Here is a 16,427-nt window from a genome sequence, read left to right as displayed (position 1 = left end):
CGAAGGAAGAGAGAAGGACGACGATGGCTCTTGCGATTCGACTGGCCCGCGGCGGCGCCAAGAAGCGGCCGTTCTACCGTATCGTGGTGGCGGATACGCGCTCCCCGCGCGACGGCCGCTTCATCGAGCGGCTGGGCTTCTTCAACCCGATCGTGGCGCCCGACAACCCGGAGCGCTACCGGATCAATGCCGAGCGGGCCAAGTACTGGCTGGAGCAGGGCGCGAAGCCGACGGACCGGGTGCATCGCCTGCTGACCCAGGCTGAGCTGATGCCGGCGCGCGACGTTCCGAAACAGACGAAGAAGAACCAGCCGAAAGCGAAGGCGCAGGAGCGCGCCGCCGAGGAAGCCAAGCGCAAGGCCGAGGCCGAGGCCGCCGCGAAGGAAGCCGAGGAAACCGCCGGGGCGGCTGACGAGAGCGCCGAGGCGGCCGAGGGCGGCGGCGAAGAGACGGCCCAGAGCGAGTAAGCGCCCGCTCAAGCCAGCGGCGGCGAGGACGGTATGGCCCCACCGGCGAAACAGGATGTCGGCCAGCGGGTCTGCCTGGGCGTCGTCGTCGGCGCCCACGGCGTGCGCGGCATGCTGCGCATCAAGCCGTTCACGGAGCAGGCGGAGGATGTCGGCGCCTATGGCCCCGTCGAGGACGAGGCCGGGCGCCGCCGCTTCGAGCTGACCATCCACGGCGTCCACAAGGGCGTCGTGCTGGCCTCCGTGAAGGACGTGGCCGACCGCGACGCGGCGATGGCGCTGAAGGGCACGCGCCTCTACGTGGACCGCTCGGTGCTGCCGGCGCTGGAAGAAGAGGACACCTTCTACCACGCCGACCTGATCGGCCTGCCGGTGGAGGACCGCCAGGGCCGGCCGCTGGGCCGGGTGGTAGCGGTCGCCGACCATGGCGCCGGGGACCTGCTGGAGCTGGCGGACGACAAGGGGCGCGAGCGGGTACTGCCGTTCACCAGGGAAGCGGTTCCCGTTGTGGACCTCGCCGCCGGGCGAATCGTTGCCGAGCCGCCGGAAGAGGTGGGCGAGCCCGAACCCGCCGACAACGCTGCGGATAACGACGGGTCGGAAGGCGATTGAACGGTCCCGGCAGCCTTCCCGGGGTGGACAAATTGGCTGCGAATGGGCATAAAGCGCAGCCTTGGAGCGGACGATGAGCGATGGCGCGACCGGCGCCGGGGCCGCAACGGAGGGTGCCGAGGCCTGGACGGCAACGGTCCTGACGCTGTTCCCGGAGGTGTTTCCGGGGCCGCTTGGGATCAGCTTGGCTGGCAAAGGGCTTGAGCGCGGTCTGTGGCGTTTGGAAGCCCTGGACATCCGGGACTTCGCGCGCGATAAACACCGCTCCGTCGACGATACGCCGCTCGGGGGCGGCGCAGGTATGGTGATGCGCCCCGACGTGGTTGACCGGGCGCTGGAATCGGTGGCCGGCCGGCCCGGCCCCGTGGTTTACCTGTCGCCCCGAGGCCGTGTCCTGACCCAGGACGTGGTGCGCGAACTGGCGGCGGAGCCGGGGCTGACGCTGCTGTGCGGACGCTACGAAGGCGTTGACGAGCGCGTGCTGGAGGCCCGCGGCGTTCAGGAATTGAGCGTCGGCGATTTCGTGCTTTCGGGCGGCGAGGTCGCGGCGATGCTGGCGCTGGACGCGATCGTTCGCCTGCTGCCCGGCGTGATGGGCAACGAGGCGAGCGAGACGGACGAGAGTTTCGAGCGGGGGCTTCTGGAGTACCCGCAGTACACACGCCCGGCCGACTGGCAGGGCCGCCCGGTGCCGGAGGTGCTTCTCTCCGGCCATCACGAGCGGATCCGGCAGTGGCGCCGGGAACAGGCGGAGCGGATCACCGAGGCGCGGCGCCCGGACCTCTGGGCGCGCTACGTCGCGGAGAAAACGCCGAAACAGAACGACCAGGCGACGAAGGACGACGAGTGATGAACGCGATTATCCAAGAGCTCGAAAAGGCGGAGATGGACCGCCTCAGCGAAGGCAAGACCATTCCGAACTTCTCCGCCGGCGACACGGTGCGCGTCAACGTCAAGGTGGTCGAGGGCAACCGTGAGCGTGTTCAGGCGTTCGACGGCGTCGTCATCGCCAAGAAGAACCGCGGCGTGAACTCCTCGTTCACCGTGCGGAAGATCTCTTACGGCGAGGGCGTCGAGCGTATCTTCCCGCTCTATTCGCCGCGCATCGATTCGATCCAGCTTCTGCGCCGCGGCGACGTCCGCCGGGCGAAGCTGTACTACCTGCGCGGCCTGCGCGGCAAGGCGGCCCGCATCGCCGAGAAGACGACCGGCGCCGCGGCCAAGGAAGCCGCCGCCGAGCGCGCCGCCGCGAAGGCTGGCAAGAACCCGGCCGCCAAACGCTGATCGCCGGCCACCGGCCCGGCTGTCACGACCTTTGCACGCCCGCTGCCCGGCCCGTCCGGTGCGGCGGGCTCGTTGTGCCAGCGCTTGGCGCCAAGGCGTTCCAAGGCGCTGAGCCGGTCGTCGCGCTGGCTGTCACACGCTTGAGCTGACCTGACGGCTTCGGCCACGACGAAAAGAAAGGCCCTGTCCGGCGCTCGGACAGGGCCTTTTCGTATCGGCCTTCGCTGGTTGCGCGGGCTCAGTGGAGCAGCGTCGCCAGATGGGAGGGCCGCTTTTTCAGGAACGTCAGCAGCCGCTCGGGGAAGTCGGCGACGACGGCATCCCGGACGGACGGATGACCGGCCAGTGTGCGGCGCCAGGCCTGCACCTTCGGCGTATCCTGGAAGAAGCCCAGATCGCCCGCCGTCTCGAAGGCGTCGAAATAGCGGAAGACGGGGCCGAAGACGGCGTCGACCATCGAGAAGCGCTCCCCGTCGAAGAACGGGCCGTCACCCAGCACCGTTTCCAGGCGGGCGAACCGCCGGGCGATCTCCGCCCGCCGCTCCTCGAAAGTCTCGGCGTCCGGCGCGGAATAGAACTTGGCAATCTCGTTCAACAGACTGGAGCCGAACTCGATCCACGCGCGCTGCTTGGCCTTGGCGATCGGCTCCACCGGCAGCAGCGAATCCGGCGTCACCTCGTCGAGGTATTCGCAGATCACCGCCGATTCGAACAGCACCTCGTCGTCCACGCGCAGAACCGGCACCTTGCCCAGCGGCGAGATCTCCAGGAACCAATGCGGCTTGTTGGACAGGTCGATGTAGGTGCGCTTGTGCGCAATGTCCTTTTCCAGCAGCACGATGATGGACCGCTGCACATAAGGGCAGAGGTGGAAGCTCACGAGTTCGAGCTTGTCGTCGGACATTTCGATCCTCCGATTGGCCGGATGGGCAGCCGGCTTCGTCACGCCGGTGACCGTGAGCCCGCGCTCGAAAGCGTGGGCTTGAGCGCATGCGCGCCGCTGCCGATGAGCCACTGTACGAGCGATGCGACCGCCAGGAAGATCGGGTACTCCCAGCCGCCGCCCTCGTTCGAGAACACCCAGCCGTTGGGAAGATGGACCGTCGCCGCGGCCAGCAGGATCGGCACCAGACTCATCGCCACCCACGGCGCCAGCACGCCCAGGATCAGCATGAGCCCACCGACAACCTCGGCTGTCACGACCGGATAGACGCTCCAGCCGGGGAAGCCGTGCGCCTCGAAGAATGCGGCCGTTCCCGCCAACGAGAACGTGAAGATCTTGAGCCCGGCATGGGCAAGGTACATGACGCCCAACGCCACGCGAAGCGTCAGCGCGCCGTAATCGGCTGCGCGGTTGTTCATGGCGAATTCCTTTCTCTTCATCGCAAATCGTTCCGCCAACCTCCCGCGATGCATCCGCAGGGGCTTGCGTCATTGCCGGAAAAGGTATGACATGCCCTTACGCATTGCATTTTGCGATTTCACGGATGCGCTTTGCATGAATGCAAAGGGAAAACGGATGGACTGGGACGATCTGCGGTACGTGCTGGCGATCGCGCGTGGGGGTTCGCTTGCCGCGGCCGGCCGCGCCCTGGCCGTGAACGCCTCCACTGTTCATCGGCGGCTCGATGGGCTGGAGGCGCGCCTGGCGGTCCGCCTTTTCGACCGCACGCCAAGCGGTTTCCATCCAACCGGCGCCGGCGAGCGCATGATCGATGCCGCCGACCGGGTGGAGCACGAAATCATCGCCGTCGACCGCGACCTGACCGGCCGGGACACACGGTTGTCCGGACGGCTGCGCATCACCTCGTCCGAGACGCTGGCCTACCGGCTGCTGACCGACGAGCTGGCAAGTTTCCGCCGGCACCATCCCGGCATTCACCTGGAACTGCTGCTCGACAACAGGCAGTTCGACCTGTCCCGTCGCGAGGCCGACATAGCCCTGCGCGCGACCCGGCCCACGCAGGGCGACCTGTTCGGCCGCAAGATCGCCGATATCGTCTGGGCGCTCTACGGCAGCGCGGAGTATCTGGCCGGGCACGGCGGCGGCGACGGCGATGACGATCCGCTTCGCGGCCACGACCTGATCGGCTGGGAGCAGGCCGTCACCCAGGTGAAGGTGGCCGGCTGGCTGGCCGCCAACGCGGCGGATGATGCCGTCGTCTACCGCAGCAGCAGCATCATCAACCAGCTCGTGGCGGTGAAGGCCGGCATCGGGCTGGCTATCCTGCCATGCTATCTGGGCGATCCCGAGCCCGACCTGCGCCGGGCCGGCCCCATCATCGACGACGTCACCACCGAGCTGTGGGTCATCACCCACAAGGCCCTGAAGCAGACCGCGCGCGTGCGCGCCTTCCTCGACCTCGTCGGCGAAGGCCTGTCGCGCCGCCGCGCGCTGCTCGAAGGCCGGCAGGCGGCGGCGCAGGCGCCTTCAAGGGCCGTGGGCTGAGACCTCAGGCGCCGTCGCCGAGCACCTCCGCGCGCCAGCGGTAGCGGAAGGCGAAGGCCGAGGACTCGTTTTTCTCCGGCCAGCGCTCGACGTCGAGGCGGATCCGATCCCCGGCCTTGACCCTCAAGGGCCGTGCCAGCGGCATGTAGCAGTGCTTCCAGCTATCCGACGCCGTGCCCGAAACGGGATCGTCGCCTGAGATGTCGAGAACGTCCCGGTCGGTCAACTGGGCGATGAAATATCCCTTGATGCCGGTCACTTCGCCGTCAGCCGTGGCCGTGAAGGTCAGGCTGAACGAGTAGGCGGTTTCGCCCCCGTCACTAAAAAAGTCGAGGGTCCGACCCGCCAGCGGCTCGGCCAAATGCCGGCTGCGCGGGATCACGACATCGTAGTAGACCTCGCAAGGGTCCGCCACGCCAAGCCGGTCCAGCAGCACCTGCAGATCCTGTTCCGCACTGATCGACTTGCACACGCCGCGCTGGATCTGCGCGTTCGTCGCCGGCGAGGCCACCGGCACGAAATACGGCGTCAAGCGCTGGGGCAGCATGGTGCCCCCCGGCTTCAGGAAGCGGTCGCGCGCATCCGCCAGGATCGGCGCGCAGTCCTCGTTGTCGCCGATGTTGCCGATGATCTCGGAGACGATGATGTCCACCTTCTCCGGCAGCTCGACGTTGTAGGACAGGTCGTTGATGGGCGTGAAGCGATCCGCGACACCCGCCTGCGCCAGGTTGGCCTCGGCGATATCCAGGATCTTGCGGCTGACCTCGATGCCGTAGACACGTGCCGCACCCGCTTCCAGCGCCCAGCGCGCCAGGATGCCCGTGCCCGTGCCCAGGTCGAGGACCGCCATGCCCGGCTCGATCGCGTTCTTCACCGCCTTCTTGTAAACGGCCATCCGCAGCCGGTCGTTGAGCATCAGGTTGTGGAAATGCTCGTCCCATCCCATGATGTCCAGGGAACAGGGAAACCACAGTTCCTCCGGCTCGTACTTCGTCGATACCTTGGTTTCGACTGTCATGCGTCCCTCTGTGCCCAGCCGCCCAAGCCCGGCTGCGCGGCAATCGGGCGGACGATATCTAAGGTTGATATTTCCAGCGTGCATTAACCTAACAGATGCAATTGCGCCAATCCGCATAAACCTGTGCGCGCTGCTGCGAACGCAACTCGCACGCGTGCGAGTTGGCGGCCCGCTGGCTACACGGGTATCTCGGCATCGAACTCGATCATCCCGCTCCCGCCGCCAAGCAGGCGGACGGTCAGACACTGGAAACCGCCGACGCGCCTGGCCCGGAACATGCCCGCGATACCGCCGGTTTCCAGGCTCAACCGGGCCAATGCCGAGGCGCTGGAATCCACGGCCCCGTTCCCCACGGCCTCGATACGCAGCGGCGGCTCCAGGGGCCGGATCGCCGGCACCGAGCGCAGGGTCACGGGCGTGGGAATGAACACGCGCGCATCAGCCGTCTCGGCCGTCATGCCGGCATAGAGCGCGGTGTCTCCGGCCCGCAGGAAATAGTACCGCTGGCAAAGCGCCTCTTCCGTCGCGCGGAAGCGATGCTCGAACGGCGTGGCGACGCGGCCCGGTTCAAGCTGCACACGGCGGAAGGTTGCGGGCTCGCCCGCAACCGCCAACTCAACATGCACGGTTTCCGTCACGGTGCGGGGAAGCTCGAAGCTGGCGCCCCGGCGGCCGTAACCGGCGACGACGCGCCGCGTCATGCCGGCAACGGACACATCCAGATCGGCCGACGGCTCCTCGACCGAAACCGTGACTGTCTGCCCCGCAAGTTCCGGCGCCTCCATGGGCTGCACCACCGAGCCACCTCGCAAGGTGACGAGCCCTCCCGGTCCAGCCGTGACGTCCGCCCCGTCGGGGCCGGCCGCCCAGCGGTCGTAGCCGTAGGCGCCGGCGGCCAGCCAGCCGCCGCCAAAGCCGCGCTGATTGATGCGAAAGTCGCCGTTGATCAGGCGATTGCGCATCCCCGCCAGCGGCCCGCCGTTCAGCGCGTCCACACCGTCCAGCGCCCCGGCATCGGCACGGTCCAGCACCGGGTCGACGAAGCCATCGAAGGCGCGCGCGGCCGCGCGATCCAAGCCGTGCGTGCGAAGGATCTCCTCCCACTGCGTCCCGCTGCGCTTCAGCAGCAGCCACTTGCCCGGCGCGTCCAGCGTCAGATCCCTGCCGTCGGCCAGCCGCACCTCGCCCGCGCCGCCGGCTTGATGCCTCACCACGACGGTCCGCTCGGCGGAGGCCACCCGGATCAGCAGCAGGCGGCCGTCCGGGTGATTGGCCTGGACGATGTTCGCCACCTCGTCGACGCCGGCGCGGTCCTGCGTATCTATGGCATGCACCGCGGCGCTCGGCGTGACCCTGCCGCCCGCGATGACGAGCGGGCTTTCGGCCGCGCCGCCGGGCAGCCCCCGCGTGGCGGCGAGCGCGTCTTCCAGCCGGCTGCCGATGCCGGCAAGGCGCATGCCGGCTTCCTCAAGATGCATCGCGATGTCACCGCCCGCCGTCTCGAACAGGCCGCAGGGGGGAAGGTCTGTCATGCACGGTCTCCAATGGATCGAATGGAACTTGAAAGGGGGATGGGCTTGTGCGGCCGAACGGCCCGCCGCCGCGTCTCTGCACTCACAGAGAAGAGGGACGGACGGAAAATCCCGCTGCGGTCGTGACCTTCGGCACACGAATGCATATGCTGGCCGCAGCCGCGCGGAGAGATCGTCATGCCTGCATTTTCCTGGCCGAAAGAAACCGGAGCCGGTATCCGACGGGTATCAGCCGCAACGTTCGTGGCGCACTTTATACACGATAATGTTTATCTGTAAACATAATTATGGTTGCAGTCCAAGCGTCAGGAAGGCGCACCCGACCCTGCCCGGATAGGACATTGATATGTATCCGATTTTAGGAGAAGAAAGAGCCGTGTCCGTCGCCGGAGCCCATCGGGCGCCTTCGGATTGATCATGAATAACCACTATCGTGTCATGAATACCCTTGGTGAAAAACTCAAAGATGTGCGGGGCGCGACGGCGCGGGCGGCGTTTGCCGAAATGCTGGGCGTCCACCCGAACTCCCTGGCGATGTACGAGCGCGGCGAGCGGCTGCCGGATATCGACTTCCTGGCGCTTTTCGCCTCGCAGACCGGCACGCCGTTCAGCGAACTGCTGAGCCTTCGCCTGCAGAACGGCTCGAACGAGGCGGCTCGCACCGCCGGTCAATCGGGCGACTGGAGCGTCCCCGGCCTTGGCGAGCAAGCCATGGACTGGAGCCCCGTCGCGGAGGAGCCGGGCGAGGGGCTGGTGTTCCTGCCGCTTTACGCCGCGCGGCCGTCGGCGGGCGGCGGCAGCCTGGCGCAGCCCGACGATGTCGTGGACCACCTCGCCTTCAAGGGAAGCTGGGTGCACGAGGAGCTTGGCCGTAACGCGCGCGACCTCGCGGTCCTGCGGGCCAGCGGCGATTCGATGTCGCCGCATATCCAGGACGGCGATCTCGTGGTCGTGGATACCGCCGACCAGGAGTTGCAGAACGGCCGGATATATGTGCTGAACATCGCCGGCGCCCTGGTGCTGAAGCGTCTGGACTTCCAGCCACCGGCCACGGTCCGCCTGTGTTCCGACAATCCGACATTCCCGGCGGCGGAACTCGACGCGGACGAATTGCAGCGCCTGACCATCATCGGGCGCGCCGTCTGGCGCGGCGGACGGACGTAGGCGTCATCCTTGTGCGCTGAACGCCAGGCGGTCTTCAGGCAATTTTGTCTGGACGGCCCCGGTTCCGCGCGCTAACCCCAATTGGCCGGGGGTCTCAATCCATAGGGAGTGAACACGTGCTGGAAGCCGGCGCCGCGGCGGCGGTCATCTTCGCAGGGGTCATACACGCGACCTGGAACACCATGGTCAAGACCGGCGACGACCGGACGGCGACGCTCGCCCTGGTCATGGCCGGCGCAGCCCTGCCGTGGATCCCGGTGGCCGTCGTCCTGCCCCTGCCCGCCGTCGCAAGCTGGCCGTTCATCGCGGCCTCCTTCTTTATCCACCTTTTCTATTACGCCTTCCTGCTGGCGGCCTATCGCACCGGAGACCTCAGCCAGGTCTACCCGATCGCCCGCGGCATGGCCCCGGCGCTGGTGGCCACCGGCGCATGGCTCTTTGCCGGCGAAGCGTTGAGCCTGCCGGAAGCCGGCGGCATCGCCCTGGTCTGCCTTGGCATCCTCAGCCTCGCGTGGCGGCGCGGCGGTCTTGGCGGCGACGCCCGTAGCGTCTTTTTCGCGGTGCTGACCGCCTTCGCCGTCGGCGGCTATATCGTCGCCGACGGCATGGGCGTCCGCCGTTCGGGCGAGGTGTTCGCCTACATCGCTTGGGTGTTCCTGACCGAGGGCTTCGCGATGGCGGCGATCTGCGCCTGGCTGCGCCGGCGGAGCCTCGCTTACACGGTGCGGCGGAACGCGTTGCGCGGCCTGCTGGGCGGCCTGCTGTCGAGCCTGTCCTACGGCATCACCATCTGGGCGATGAGTTTCGGCGGCATGGCGCACGTGGCGGCGTTGCGGGAAACCTCGGTCCTGGTCGCCGCCGTGATCGGCACGCGGCTGCTGGGCGAGCCGTTCGGCACCCGGCGAGTCGCGGCGGCGGCCGCCGTCGCCTGCGGCGCTGTCGTGCTGCAGGGAAGCGGCGCGTTGTGAGTGCCGGTCACACTTCCTGACGCATGCTCCCGGTTGCGCCTTCCGGGTTGCGGCGCGGGGGGAAGGTCGTCTGCGCCCGCGTTTCACGGAAGTGGCCGAGCGCCCAATTGACGGAAGGAAAGGCGATCTCCGCCCAGGGGATCTCCTCCCAGCGGAACAGTGCGACCTCCGCCGACTCGGGGCCTGCCTCAACGTGCGGGTTTCGCAGGCACGCCCGGTAAATCAACTGCACTTGGCTGATCCGCTCTATCGAATAAACGCCCAGGAGCTGCTCGATCTCGATATCGGCGCGCGCCTCTTCCCAAGCCTCCCGCCGCGCGCCCGCCTCGGGGCTCTCGCCAAGTTCCAGATAGCCGGCCGGCAGCGTCCAATAGCCCAGGCGGGGCGGGATGGCCCGGCGGCACAAGACGATGCGCTCGCCAAGATGCACCACCGCGCCGACGACGATCTTCGGGTTCTCGTAAACGACGAAACCGCAGTCGTCGCAGACGAGCCGGTCCCGGTCGTCGCCGGCCGGGACGCGTCGGGAAAAGTTGTTGGCGTGCTCGCTCATCGGCGCAAGTGTGGCGTCGCGACGGGGGCACGGCAAGACCCGGGGCGCTCAAGGCTGACGTCGCCGTCACGGCAGCCTGGAACAAGGCGCCCGCAATGGCGTTTTACCAGTCCGTTACCCGCTCGATGGGCAGGCACCGGTTACAGGTGCTTCCCCACCTCGGTAATGACGTCGCGGACCGCCGGCGAGAGCGTCTTGCCGGTTTCCTTCGCCACCTTGTCCGGGTCGCCGGAAAGAAAGACCGCCTTTTCGTCGTGGCTTAGCCGCGCTTCCGACATCGCCTGGTGCGGATCGTTCTTCACGAAATCCCTGTATTTCGGATCCTCTTCCAGGATGTCGAGATACTCGTTCAGATGCTCGCCCATCGCCGTGCTCCCGAGCTTGTCGAAAGCCGCATAATCACAGTTTTAAGCCGAGGGGACGTTGATTCGGCTCAAATCCGCTTGGAGGGAGACCGTACGGCCTTTCAATCGCCATATGCCGGTTCCCGCCGACTTTACGGTGACAATTTCGTCATCGCGGCATGTCGATTTTATTCAACGGCCATTTACGGCCGGCGTGAGATTGTAAACGCCGATCGTTCGGGTTAGTCCCCGAAGCGGATTCAAGTCGATGGCGGCAAGAGGAGTTATCGCGATGCGGTCAGGGGCTTTGAGCGTGGCGCTGGCACTCGCACTCGCCGTGGCGGGTTGCGCGCAGAACGGGGGGCCCGGCACCAAAGAGACCATTGGCGGCCTCTCCGGCGCGGCAATCGGCGGCTTCCTCGGGTCAAAGGTGGGCGACGGCAGAGGCCAGCTTGCGGCAACGGCAGCCGGCGCGGTGATCGGCGGGCTTGCCGGGCTTTCCATCGGCCGCTCACTGGACCGTGCCGACAGGGCCAAGGCCGCGGAAACCACCCATGACGCGCTTGAACACAACAAGACGGGCGAGGTTTCCAGGTGGGAGAATCCCGACAGCGGCCATAGCGGCAGCGTGCAGCCGACCGAGACCTATCAGCGCAACGACGGCACCTATTGCCGGGAGTTCCAGCAGACGGTGACCATTGGCGGCAAGACCGAGCAGGCCTACGGCACCGCCTGCCGCCAACCGGACGGTTCGTGGAAAATCGTCAACTCGTAGCCTCCACGCCCCGTCCCCCCCGGCGCGAGCGGCTGGCGTCACATCCTGACGACGGAAAGCACGCGGTCGTCGCGCAGCAGGCGGCGGCTATCGTCGCCGATGCGGCCGACGGGCAGCACGGCGGGGCCGGCAGGCTCCATCAGGACATAGGTGCGGCCGTCCAGCTTCATCGTCCGGTCGCCGGCACGCACCGGCAGCGCCGCGGCCAGGATCGCGTGACCTGGCAACAGCAAAATCGCATTCTCGACCGCAGGTGCCAGATGGTCCATCAGCATGGCCAGCATCGTGGCCTTGCTGTCGCAGTCACCACGATTGAGGTGCAGCATCTGGGCGGGCACGGCGAAGCCAATGCCGTTCGAGGCGTCCCGGTCGGTCAATCGGTCATAAGGGATGCCCTGCAGGAACGCCAGCGCCAACTCGATCCGCGCGCGGCGGTCGCCGCCAGCCTGTTGGGCGATCGCATCGGCCAGGGGCCGCATCAGCGCGGCGGACCGACTCGCGACCTTGCGGTAGTCAGGGCGCAATAGGTCGTTCCCCAATCCAGGGTCGCGGGTGAATGCAAGCTCCCGGTACATGTCCTCGCGAAGCCGCTCGGCATAGCTTCGCACCTCGCGCTGCTTGCTTGCCTCCAGTCGGCGGCTGGCCTGAGAGATCCGCTGGCTCATCTGCCGGCCCAACTCGTTCAGGCGGTCGCGGGTAACGCCCTTGCCGTTCAGGCTCCAGCTCAGCTTGCCGTCCTCGAAGCTGTGGGACAGCGTTACACCGTCGGGAAGCGTGTCCGCCAAGACCTCCAGCCTGGCGGTCAGCGCCGTTTGCCACTCCGTGCGGCTGCGCGCGACCCTTTCCGCCATCCGGTCGCGGAAGCGACGCTTCACCGCATCGTCGTCCGGCCGCTCCAGCCCGTGCCGCGCCGCGCGGTAGGCACCTGCCGGCAGCCTGAAGCTGAGCTGGTGGGTTTGCCCGGAAGCATCCTGAAAGCGGTAGCGGAACGCCACCGCGCCGCCGGCCTCACGAATATCCCGCTCGATCTGGCCGACCGGACCGGCGCCCGACGCGTCGTCGAGAAAACCGGTCGTAGCGAAAAGGCAGACTATAGCAATTGCCAGCGCGCGCATCGCGACCATGATCCGGCTCCTGGATTCGAACACAAATCCAGAATGCTCCGCCGACGTCAATTTCCAGTGAATGACTGCGGGGCCATCGCTCCCGGCGGCACGGAAACGGGCAAGCCTCAACCGGCCTGGCCGCCCACCGTTTCGCCCTGGCGCATCTTGCCCCACAGCCGGCGCTCCGGCACCACGACGACGGCCTCCACGTTGCCCAGCTTCAAAAGGCGATCAGCCCCGTCGTAGTCGCGCAGTTGCCGCTTGAAGCGTTCCAGGTCCTTGCGGCTGCGCACGACCTCGGCGCCCTTGCAGAGATAGACGCGCTTCGACTTCACGGACTCGACCTCGCCGGGGAAGTCCTCGTCCCAGATGCGGCGCACCCGCGTGATCCGATGCATGACGCGCAGCAGGATGGCCTGCTCCGGCCAGTTCACCTTGCTCGCGTCGAGGCCGTCGCTGGCCGGGAGCTGGCGCTGCTCCAGCTCGGCGTCGTAATGGCCGAAGAAAAAGCCGTGGTGGGTGATGATCCGGGCAACCTCGACGCCCGTTCCCTCGCCGATGATGACTTCATTCTCGGCCATGACGCGTTCTCCTTCCTGGCCGTGACGGTGGATTCAGGCGCCTGGAAGATCGCGGGCAACGACGGCCAGCGTGTCGCCGCGCGCCGTCCATCCCTGCACCCGGCGGCTGTACAGGACGCCGCCGATGGCGGCGTGAAATTCGACCGGCTCGCGCTCCGGCTCCTCCACAAAATGGACGCGGCCCAGAAGCTGCCCGGCCTCGACCTCCTCGCCAAGCTCGACCACCGGCTCGTAAAGGCCGTCGGCGGTGGACATCGTGAAGGCGCCGTCCGGCGTGTTCATCATTCGCGTCGGCTGCTCCGGCGGTGTCGGCTCTCCCTCCAGCATGCCGAAGTGCTTCAGCAGGTTGTCGAGGCCGCGGTCGGTGACGCCGACGGTCTCCGGCGTCACCATCGCCGCACCGCCAAGCTCGGTCGAGATGAACAGCTTGCCCATCTCCTCCGCCGCCGTGTCCAGCATGCCCACGGCGTCCAGCTCCTTCAACTGCAGCGAGATCGGCGCGCCGAAGGCCCGCAGCGCGGCCTCGGCGCGCGCCATCATGTCCTTGTCGTCCAATTCGTGCATCACCGCCGACGGCACGAAGTTCAGCGAATGGCCGCCGGAGTGCAGGTCGATCACGCAGTCGGCCAGCGGCATCAGCTCCGACCACACATAGTGGGCGATACGCTGCGTGATGGTGCCGCGCGGGTGGCCGGGGAAGCTGCGGTTCATGTTGCCGTTGTCGATGGGCGAGATGCGCGCGTCCGCCCGCATCGCCGGCAGGTTGAGCGCGGGCATGGCGATCAGGCGCCCGTTGAACCGGGCCGGATCGATCCGGCGCAGCAGCTTGAGGATCGCGAGCGGCCCCTCGTACTCGTCGCCGTGGTTGCCGCCGGTCAGCAGCATCGTCGGCCCGTCGCCGTTGCGGATGCAGACGATCGGCAGCATCAGCGTGCCCCACGCCGACTCGTTGCGCGAGTTCGGCACCATCAGGTGGCCGAACTGCTTGCCGTCGGCGTTATAGTCCACCGTCGTGCCGATCATCGACCGCTCGCTCGTCATATCGCCTCCTTTAATGCGTTGTGCTGGCTCGTTCGTGTCCCGTCGGATTCGCTTGAGGCCAGACTACTTCGAGATGACCTTGCGGTCGAAGCCGTCGAACAGGGTCTCGCAACCATCCTTCGTCACCAGCACCGTCTCGGAAATCCCGACACCGGCGATGCCCGGCACCTGCAGCCAGGGTATCAGGTGAAAGGTCATGTTCTCTTCCAGATAGCGGTGCTCGTCCGGTTGGATCGAGAGGATATGCCCCTCCCCCCAGTCCGGCGCGAAGGCGATGCCGACGGAGTAGCCGGAGCGCGTCGACTGGGTGCCGCCCTTGGAATAACGGGCCAGGTACTGCCGGCACATGTGGTCGATGTCGCCCGCGGTGATGCCCGGCCGCATCTCCGCGCGCGCCACGGCCACCGCCTCGTTGATGACCTCCTCGGCCTCGGCCACCTCGTCGCGGATTTCGCCGCAGACCACGGTGCGCATCATCGGCGCGTGATATCGGTTGCGGCAGCCGCCGACCTCCAGGAACACGCATTCGCCATCCTGGATGATCCGATCCTCCCAGGTGGCGTGCCCGACCGCGCAGCGCCAGCCCGAGGCCACGAACGGCGAGATCGCCGGATAGTGGCTGCCGGCCTTGATCATGGCGTAATGAATCTCGGCGGCAATATCGTTCTCGCTGATCCCGGCGCGGGTGGCATCAATGCCGGCCTGCATGCCGGCCATGGTGGTCTTGCCCGCCTCGCGCATCATGGCGATCTCGTCCGGCGACTTGATGAGGCGCAGGCTCTCGACGATGCCGGTGCAATCCTGAAGGTGGGCCTCCTCCATCGCGAAGATAAGCTGCTCCTGCTCGCCCGCCCGGAAGAAGTAGGAGCTTTTCTCATAGCCGATGCGGGCACGCGACAGCCCGAACTCGCTCATCGCCATGTGCAGCGAACCGATGGGCGAATCGGTATCGGCGTAGGGACGGCTGTACTCCACCCACGTGCGCGTCTGGACGTTGGAATCCTCCAGCAGCCGCGTCACCATGAAGGCCTCGCCCTCCAGCGGCACGACGAGGCACTGGAAATAATAATAGCCCGGCGTCTGGTAGCCGGTCAGGTAGAACAGGTTCTCCGGCGTGGTGATAATGACCGCGTCCAGGGCGCGCCGCTCCATCTCCGCGCGCAGGTTGCCGAGTCGGCGTTCATACTCCGCCATCGAGAATACCAGGTCGTCGCGCCGCCGCATGTCTCCCCCTTCGCTCAAGCCCGAGCGCATTTTTCTGGATACCGCGGCACGATGCCGTCGGCTTCCGCAGTGGCTTCCCGGCAGCGATAGGGGAGCAGGCGAAACAAATACCCCACAGGACGCGACCCGTCCGCGTCTAACCGCGACATTCCCGCTCAAGTCGCATCGCGATTTCGTCACCGGATCAAGCGCGCAGCCCGCGGGACAGGAGAAACCTCCCGCCCCGATTTCGTTTTCAGGAAGGTCCTTAGCCCCGCTCGGCCAGCGGCAGGTTCACCAGCAGGTTCTGCGGCTTGAGCTTGAGGCGCCCACCCTCGTCCGTCATCAGGCCCAGATAAACCGGGCGGCCGGCGATGGCTTGCGGCATCATGCCGGGGTCCTTGAATTCCATCCGGAACAGCGACAGCAGGCGGGCGAGGCGCGCCTCGTCCGGCTCCACCCCGTTCCACAGGTCGTCCAGCAGCCGGCTGGCCTCGCGGTCCAGGCCGATGTGCCAGACCCAGCGTTCGTCGCTGATCTGCTGGACTGGCTGGATGGAGACGTCGACGTCGAGGAAATGCCGTATCCAGGCTTCCAGCACACGGCACAGCGCATCCAGGCCAGCGCCGGCGAAGTTCAGGTTGAGGACGGTATCGAAGCGCTCCGCCCGCTCCCAGTAAATCGCCGCGTTGTCCTCGTTCAGCACGTCGAGGTCGAGTGTGCGCAGCGGCGTCTGCGCCTGGCTGACCAGGCGTCCCAGATCCCCGAACCCGCCGCTGGAGGCGTGCGTCTCCACGGTTTCCGCGTCGGCGGCCATGATGAAGCCGTCATTGATCGTCACCGCCTGCTCGCGGAAGAACAACTCACCCGCGCGGATGCGCAAGGGGTCCGTGCAACCATCGAGAACGTGGCGGATCAGGACATGGGCCAGTTGGTCGACGAACAGCGGAGGTACCGGCACGCGCCCGTTTTCCAGGAACAGGCCCAGATAAGCGTCCTCCAGGCACGCGGCCCGCACCAGCCGGTCGCGGAACGACAGCACGATCCGATAGTTCTCTTGCGCGTCCGGATCGGCCAGTTCTTCGAGCCGGGCGGCGGATACCGCCTCGCGCGGGTTGTCGAGCAGAGCACGGTGCAGGCGCCGCTCGGCGTCGCAGGATTCCTCGACCGGCTGCACCTCCGGGCGCAGGAAGTAGGCCCGAAGGAAGTCGTCGGTGACCTGCAGGCGGCCATCCGGACAAGCCGTCAGCAAGAGATACCCGCTGTCGCGCCAGAAATCGTGCATGCCCCCTCTTAAGGCCCGGCGACCGGCGCTGTCCAGAGGTACCGA

At 67.1% G+C, this 16,427-nt stretch carries 19 protein-coding genes; 8 read left to right on the top strand and 11 right to left on the bottom strand.

All coding sequences use genetic code 11. The features are described from left to right. The first annotated feature begins 23 nt into the window (after nucleotides 1–23). From rpsP to rplS, 4 genes are all read left to right on the top strand, one after another. Nucleotides 24–467, top strand: coding sequence for a 30S ribosomal protein S16 (rpsP, locus tag DRB17_RS03380; protein WP_114580752.1), 444 nt, complete (start codon nucleotides 24–26; stop codon nucleotides 465–467). A gap of 33 nt (nucleotides 468–500) precedes the next feature. Next, complete coding sequence (gene rimM / locus DRB17_RS03375) at nucleotides 501–1,079, top strand: ribosome maturation factor RimM (protein ID WP_114580751.1); 579 nt, start codon at nucleotides 501–503, stop codon at nucleotides 1,077–1,079. A gap of 73 nt (nucleotides 1,080–1,152) precedes the next feature. Then, entirely contained in the window at nucleotides 1,153–1,929 is a 777-nt protein-coding gene (gene trmD / locus DRB17_RS03370; protein ID WP_114580750.1) for a tRNA (guanosine(37)-N1)-methyltransferase TrmD, read from the top strand. Next, nucleotides 1,929–2,363, top strand: coding sequence for a 50S ribosomal protein L19 (gene rplS, locus DRB17_RS03365; protein ID WP_114580749.1), 435 nt, complete (start codon nucleotides 1,929–1,931; stop codon nucleotides 2,361–2,363). The genes trmD and rplS overlap by 1 nt, the downstream gene beginning before the upstream one ends. Nucleotides 2,364–2,601: 238 nt before the next feature. Here rplS and DRB17_RS03360 read toward each other — a convergent pair whose 3' ends face one another. Next, nucleotides 2,602–3,267: a glutathione S-transferase family protein gene (locus DRB17_RS03360; protein WP_114580748.1), complete on the bottom strand. Its 666-nt coding sequence runs from the start codon at nucleotides 3,265–3,267 to the stop codon at nucleotides 2,602–2,604. 38 nt (nucleotides 3,268–3,305) lie between these two features. After that, entirely contained in the window at nucleotides 3,306–3,725 is a 420-nt protein-coding gene (locus DRB17_RS03355; protein ID WP_114580853.1) for a DoxX family protein, read from the bottom strand. Nucleotides 3,726–3,882: 157 nt separating this feature from the next. On the opposite strand from DRB17_RS03355, the gene DRB17_RS03350 reads away from it, so the two are divergent. Next, nucleotides 3,883–4,812 (top strand): LysR family transcriptional regulator, encoded by a 930-nt coding sequence (locus tag DRB17_RS03350; RefSeq protein ID WP_114580747.1) that lies wholly within the window; start codon nucleotides 3,883–3,885, stop codon nucleotides 4,810–4,812. Nucleotides 4,813–4,816: 4 nt separating this feature from the next. Here DRB17_RS03350 and DRB17_RS03345 read toward each other — a convergent pair whose 3' ends face one another. Together DRB17_RS03345 and DRB17_RS03340 are read right to left on the bottom strand one after the other, a co-directional pair. Next, complete coding sequence (locus tag DRB17_RS03345) at nucleotides 4,817–5,830, bottom strand: methyltransferase domain-containing protein (RefSeq protein ID WP_161958681.1); 1,014 nt, start codon at nucleotides 5,828–5,830, stop codon at nucleotides 4,817–4,819. A gap of 176 nt (nucleotides 5,831–6,006) precedes the next feature. Then, complete coding sequence (locus DRB17_RS03340; protein WP_114580745.1) at nucleotides 6,007–7,362, bottom strand: hypothetical protein; 1,356 nt, start codon at nucleotides 7,360–7,362, stop codon at nucleotides 6,007–6,009. A gap of 417 nt (nucleotides 7,363–7,779) precedes the next feature. Between DRB17_RS03340 and DRB17_RS03335 the strand changes: the two genes are divergently transcribed. Beyond that, complete coding sequence (locus DRB17_RS03335; RefSeq protein ID WP_114580744.1) at nucleotides 7,780–8,526, top strand: XRE family transcriptional regulator; 747 nt, start codon at nucleotides 7,780–7,782, stop codon at nucleotides 8,524–8,526. A 116-nt stretch (nucleotides 8,527–8,642) separates the two neighbouring features. Beyond that, nucleotides 8,643–9,494: an EamA family transporter gene (locus DRB17_RS03330; RefSeq protein ID WP_114580743.1), complete on the top strand. Its 852-nt coding sequence runs from the start codon at nucleotides 8,643–8,645 to the stop codon at nucleotides 9,492–9,494. A gap of 7 nt (nucleotides 9,495–9,501) precedes the next feature. On the opposite strand, the gene DRB17_RS03325 is transcribed toward DRB17_RS03330, so the two are convergent. Further along, on the bottom strand, nucleotides 9,502–10,047 hold the full coding sequence (locus tag DRB17_RS03325) for an NUDIX hydrolase (protein WP_114580742.1): 546 nt from the start codon (nucleotides 10,045–10,047) through the stop codon (nucleotides 9,502–9,504). A 140-nt stretch (nucleotides 10,048–10,187) separates the two neighbouring features. Then, nucleotides 10,188–10,412, bottom strand: a complete 225-nt coding sequence (locus tag DRB17_RS03320) for a hypothetical protein (RefSeq protein WP_114580741.1) — start codon at nucleotides 10,410–10,412, stop codon at nucleotides 10,188–10,190. 271 nt (nucleotides 10,413–10,683) lie between these two features. On the opposite strand from DRB17_RS03320, the gene DRB17_RS03315 reads away from it, so the two are divergent. Further along, nucleotides 10,684–11,166, top strand: coding sequence for an RT0821/Lpp0805 family surface protein (locus DRB17_RS03315; protein ID WP_114580740.1), 483 nt, complete (start codon nucleotides 10,684–10,686; stop codon nucleotides 11,164–11,166). Between the two features lie 38 nt (nucleotides 11,167–11,204). Here the strand turns inward: DRB17_RS03315 and DRB17_RS03310 are convergent, their stop codons facing one another. The 5 genes from DRB17_RS03310 to DRB17_RS03290 all read right to left on the bottom strand — a co-directional run bounded on the left by DRB17_RS03310 (nucleotide 11,205) and on the right by DRB17_RS03290 (nucleotide 16,382). Continuing rightward, nucleotides 11,205–12,290 carry a hypothetical protein gene (locus DRB17_RS03310; RefSeq protein ID WP_114580739.1) on the bottom strand — a complete coding sequence of 362 codons (1,086 nt, stop codon included), beginning with the start codon at nucleotides 12,288–12,290 and terminating at the stop codon, nucleotides 11,205–11,207. 107 nt (nucleotides 12,291–12,397) lie between these two features. After that, nucleotides 12,398–12,853, bottom strand: coding sequence for a hypothetical protein (locus DRB17_RS03305; RefSeq protein WP_114580738.1), 456 nt, complete (start codon nucleotides 12,851–12,853; stop codon nucleotides 12,398–12,400). Between the two features lie 33 nt (nucleotides 12,854–12,886). Further along, the gene (locus tag DRB17_RS03300; RefSeq protein WP_114580737.1) at nucleotides 12,887–13,894 is read right to left on the bottom strand and encodes a succinylglutamate desuccinylase/aspartoacylase domain-containing protein; all 1,008 of its coding nucleotides are present in this window, start codon (nucleotides 13,892–13,894) and stop codon (nucleotides 12,887–12,889) included. Between the two features lie 63 nt (nucleotides 13,895–13,957). Then, on the bottom strand, nucleotides 13,958–15,118 hold the full coding sequence (locus tag DRB17_RS03295) for a M24 family metallopeptidase (RefSeq protein WP_161958680.1): 1,161 nt from the start codon (nucleotides 15,116–15,118) through the stop codon (nucleotides 13,958–13,960). A gap of 247 nt (nucleotides 15,119–15,365) precedes the next feature. Beyond that, nucleotides 15,366–16,382 (bottom strand): DUF6352 family protein, encoded by a 1,017-nt coding sequence (locus DRB17_RS03290; protein WP_114580735.1) that lies wholly within the window; start codon nucleotides 16,380–16,382, stop codon nucleotides 15,366–15,368. Nucleotides 16,383–16,427 lie beyond the last annotated feature (45 nt).

It is taken from the genome of Ferruginivarius sediminum, from assembly GCF_003344765.1.
GTDB lineage: Bacteria > Pseudomonadota > Alphaproteobacteria > Kiloniellales > Rhodovibrionaceae > Ferruginivarius > Ferruginivarius sediminum.
Note: the sequence above shows the minus strand (reverse complement) of the source record. Positions and strands in the feature narration are given on the sequence as shown.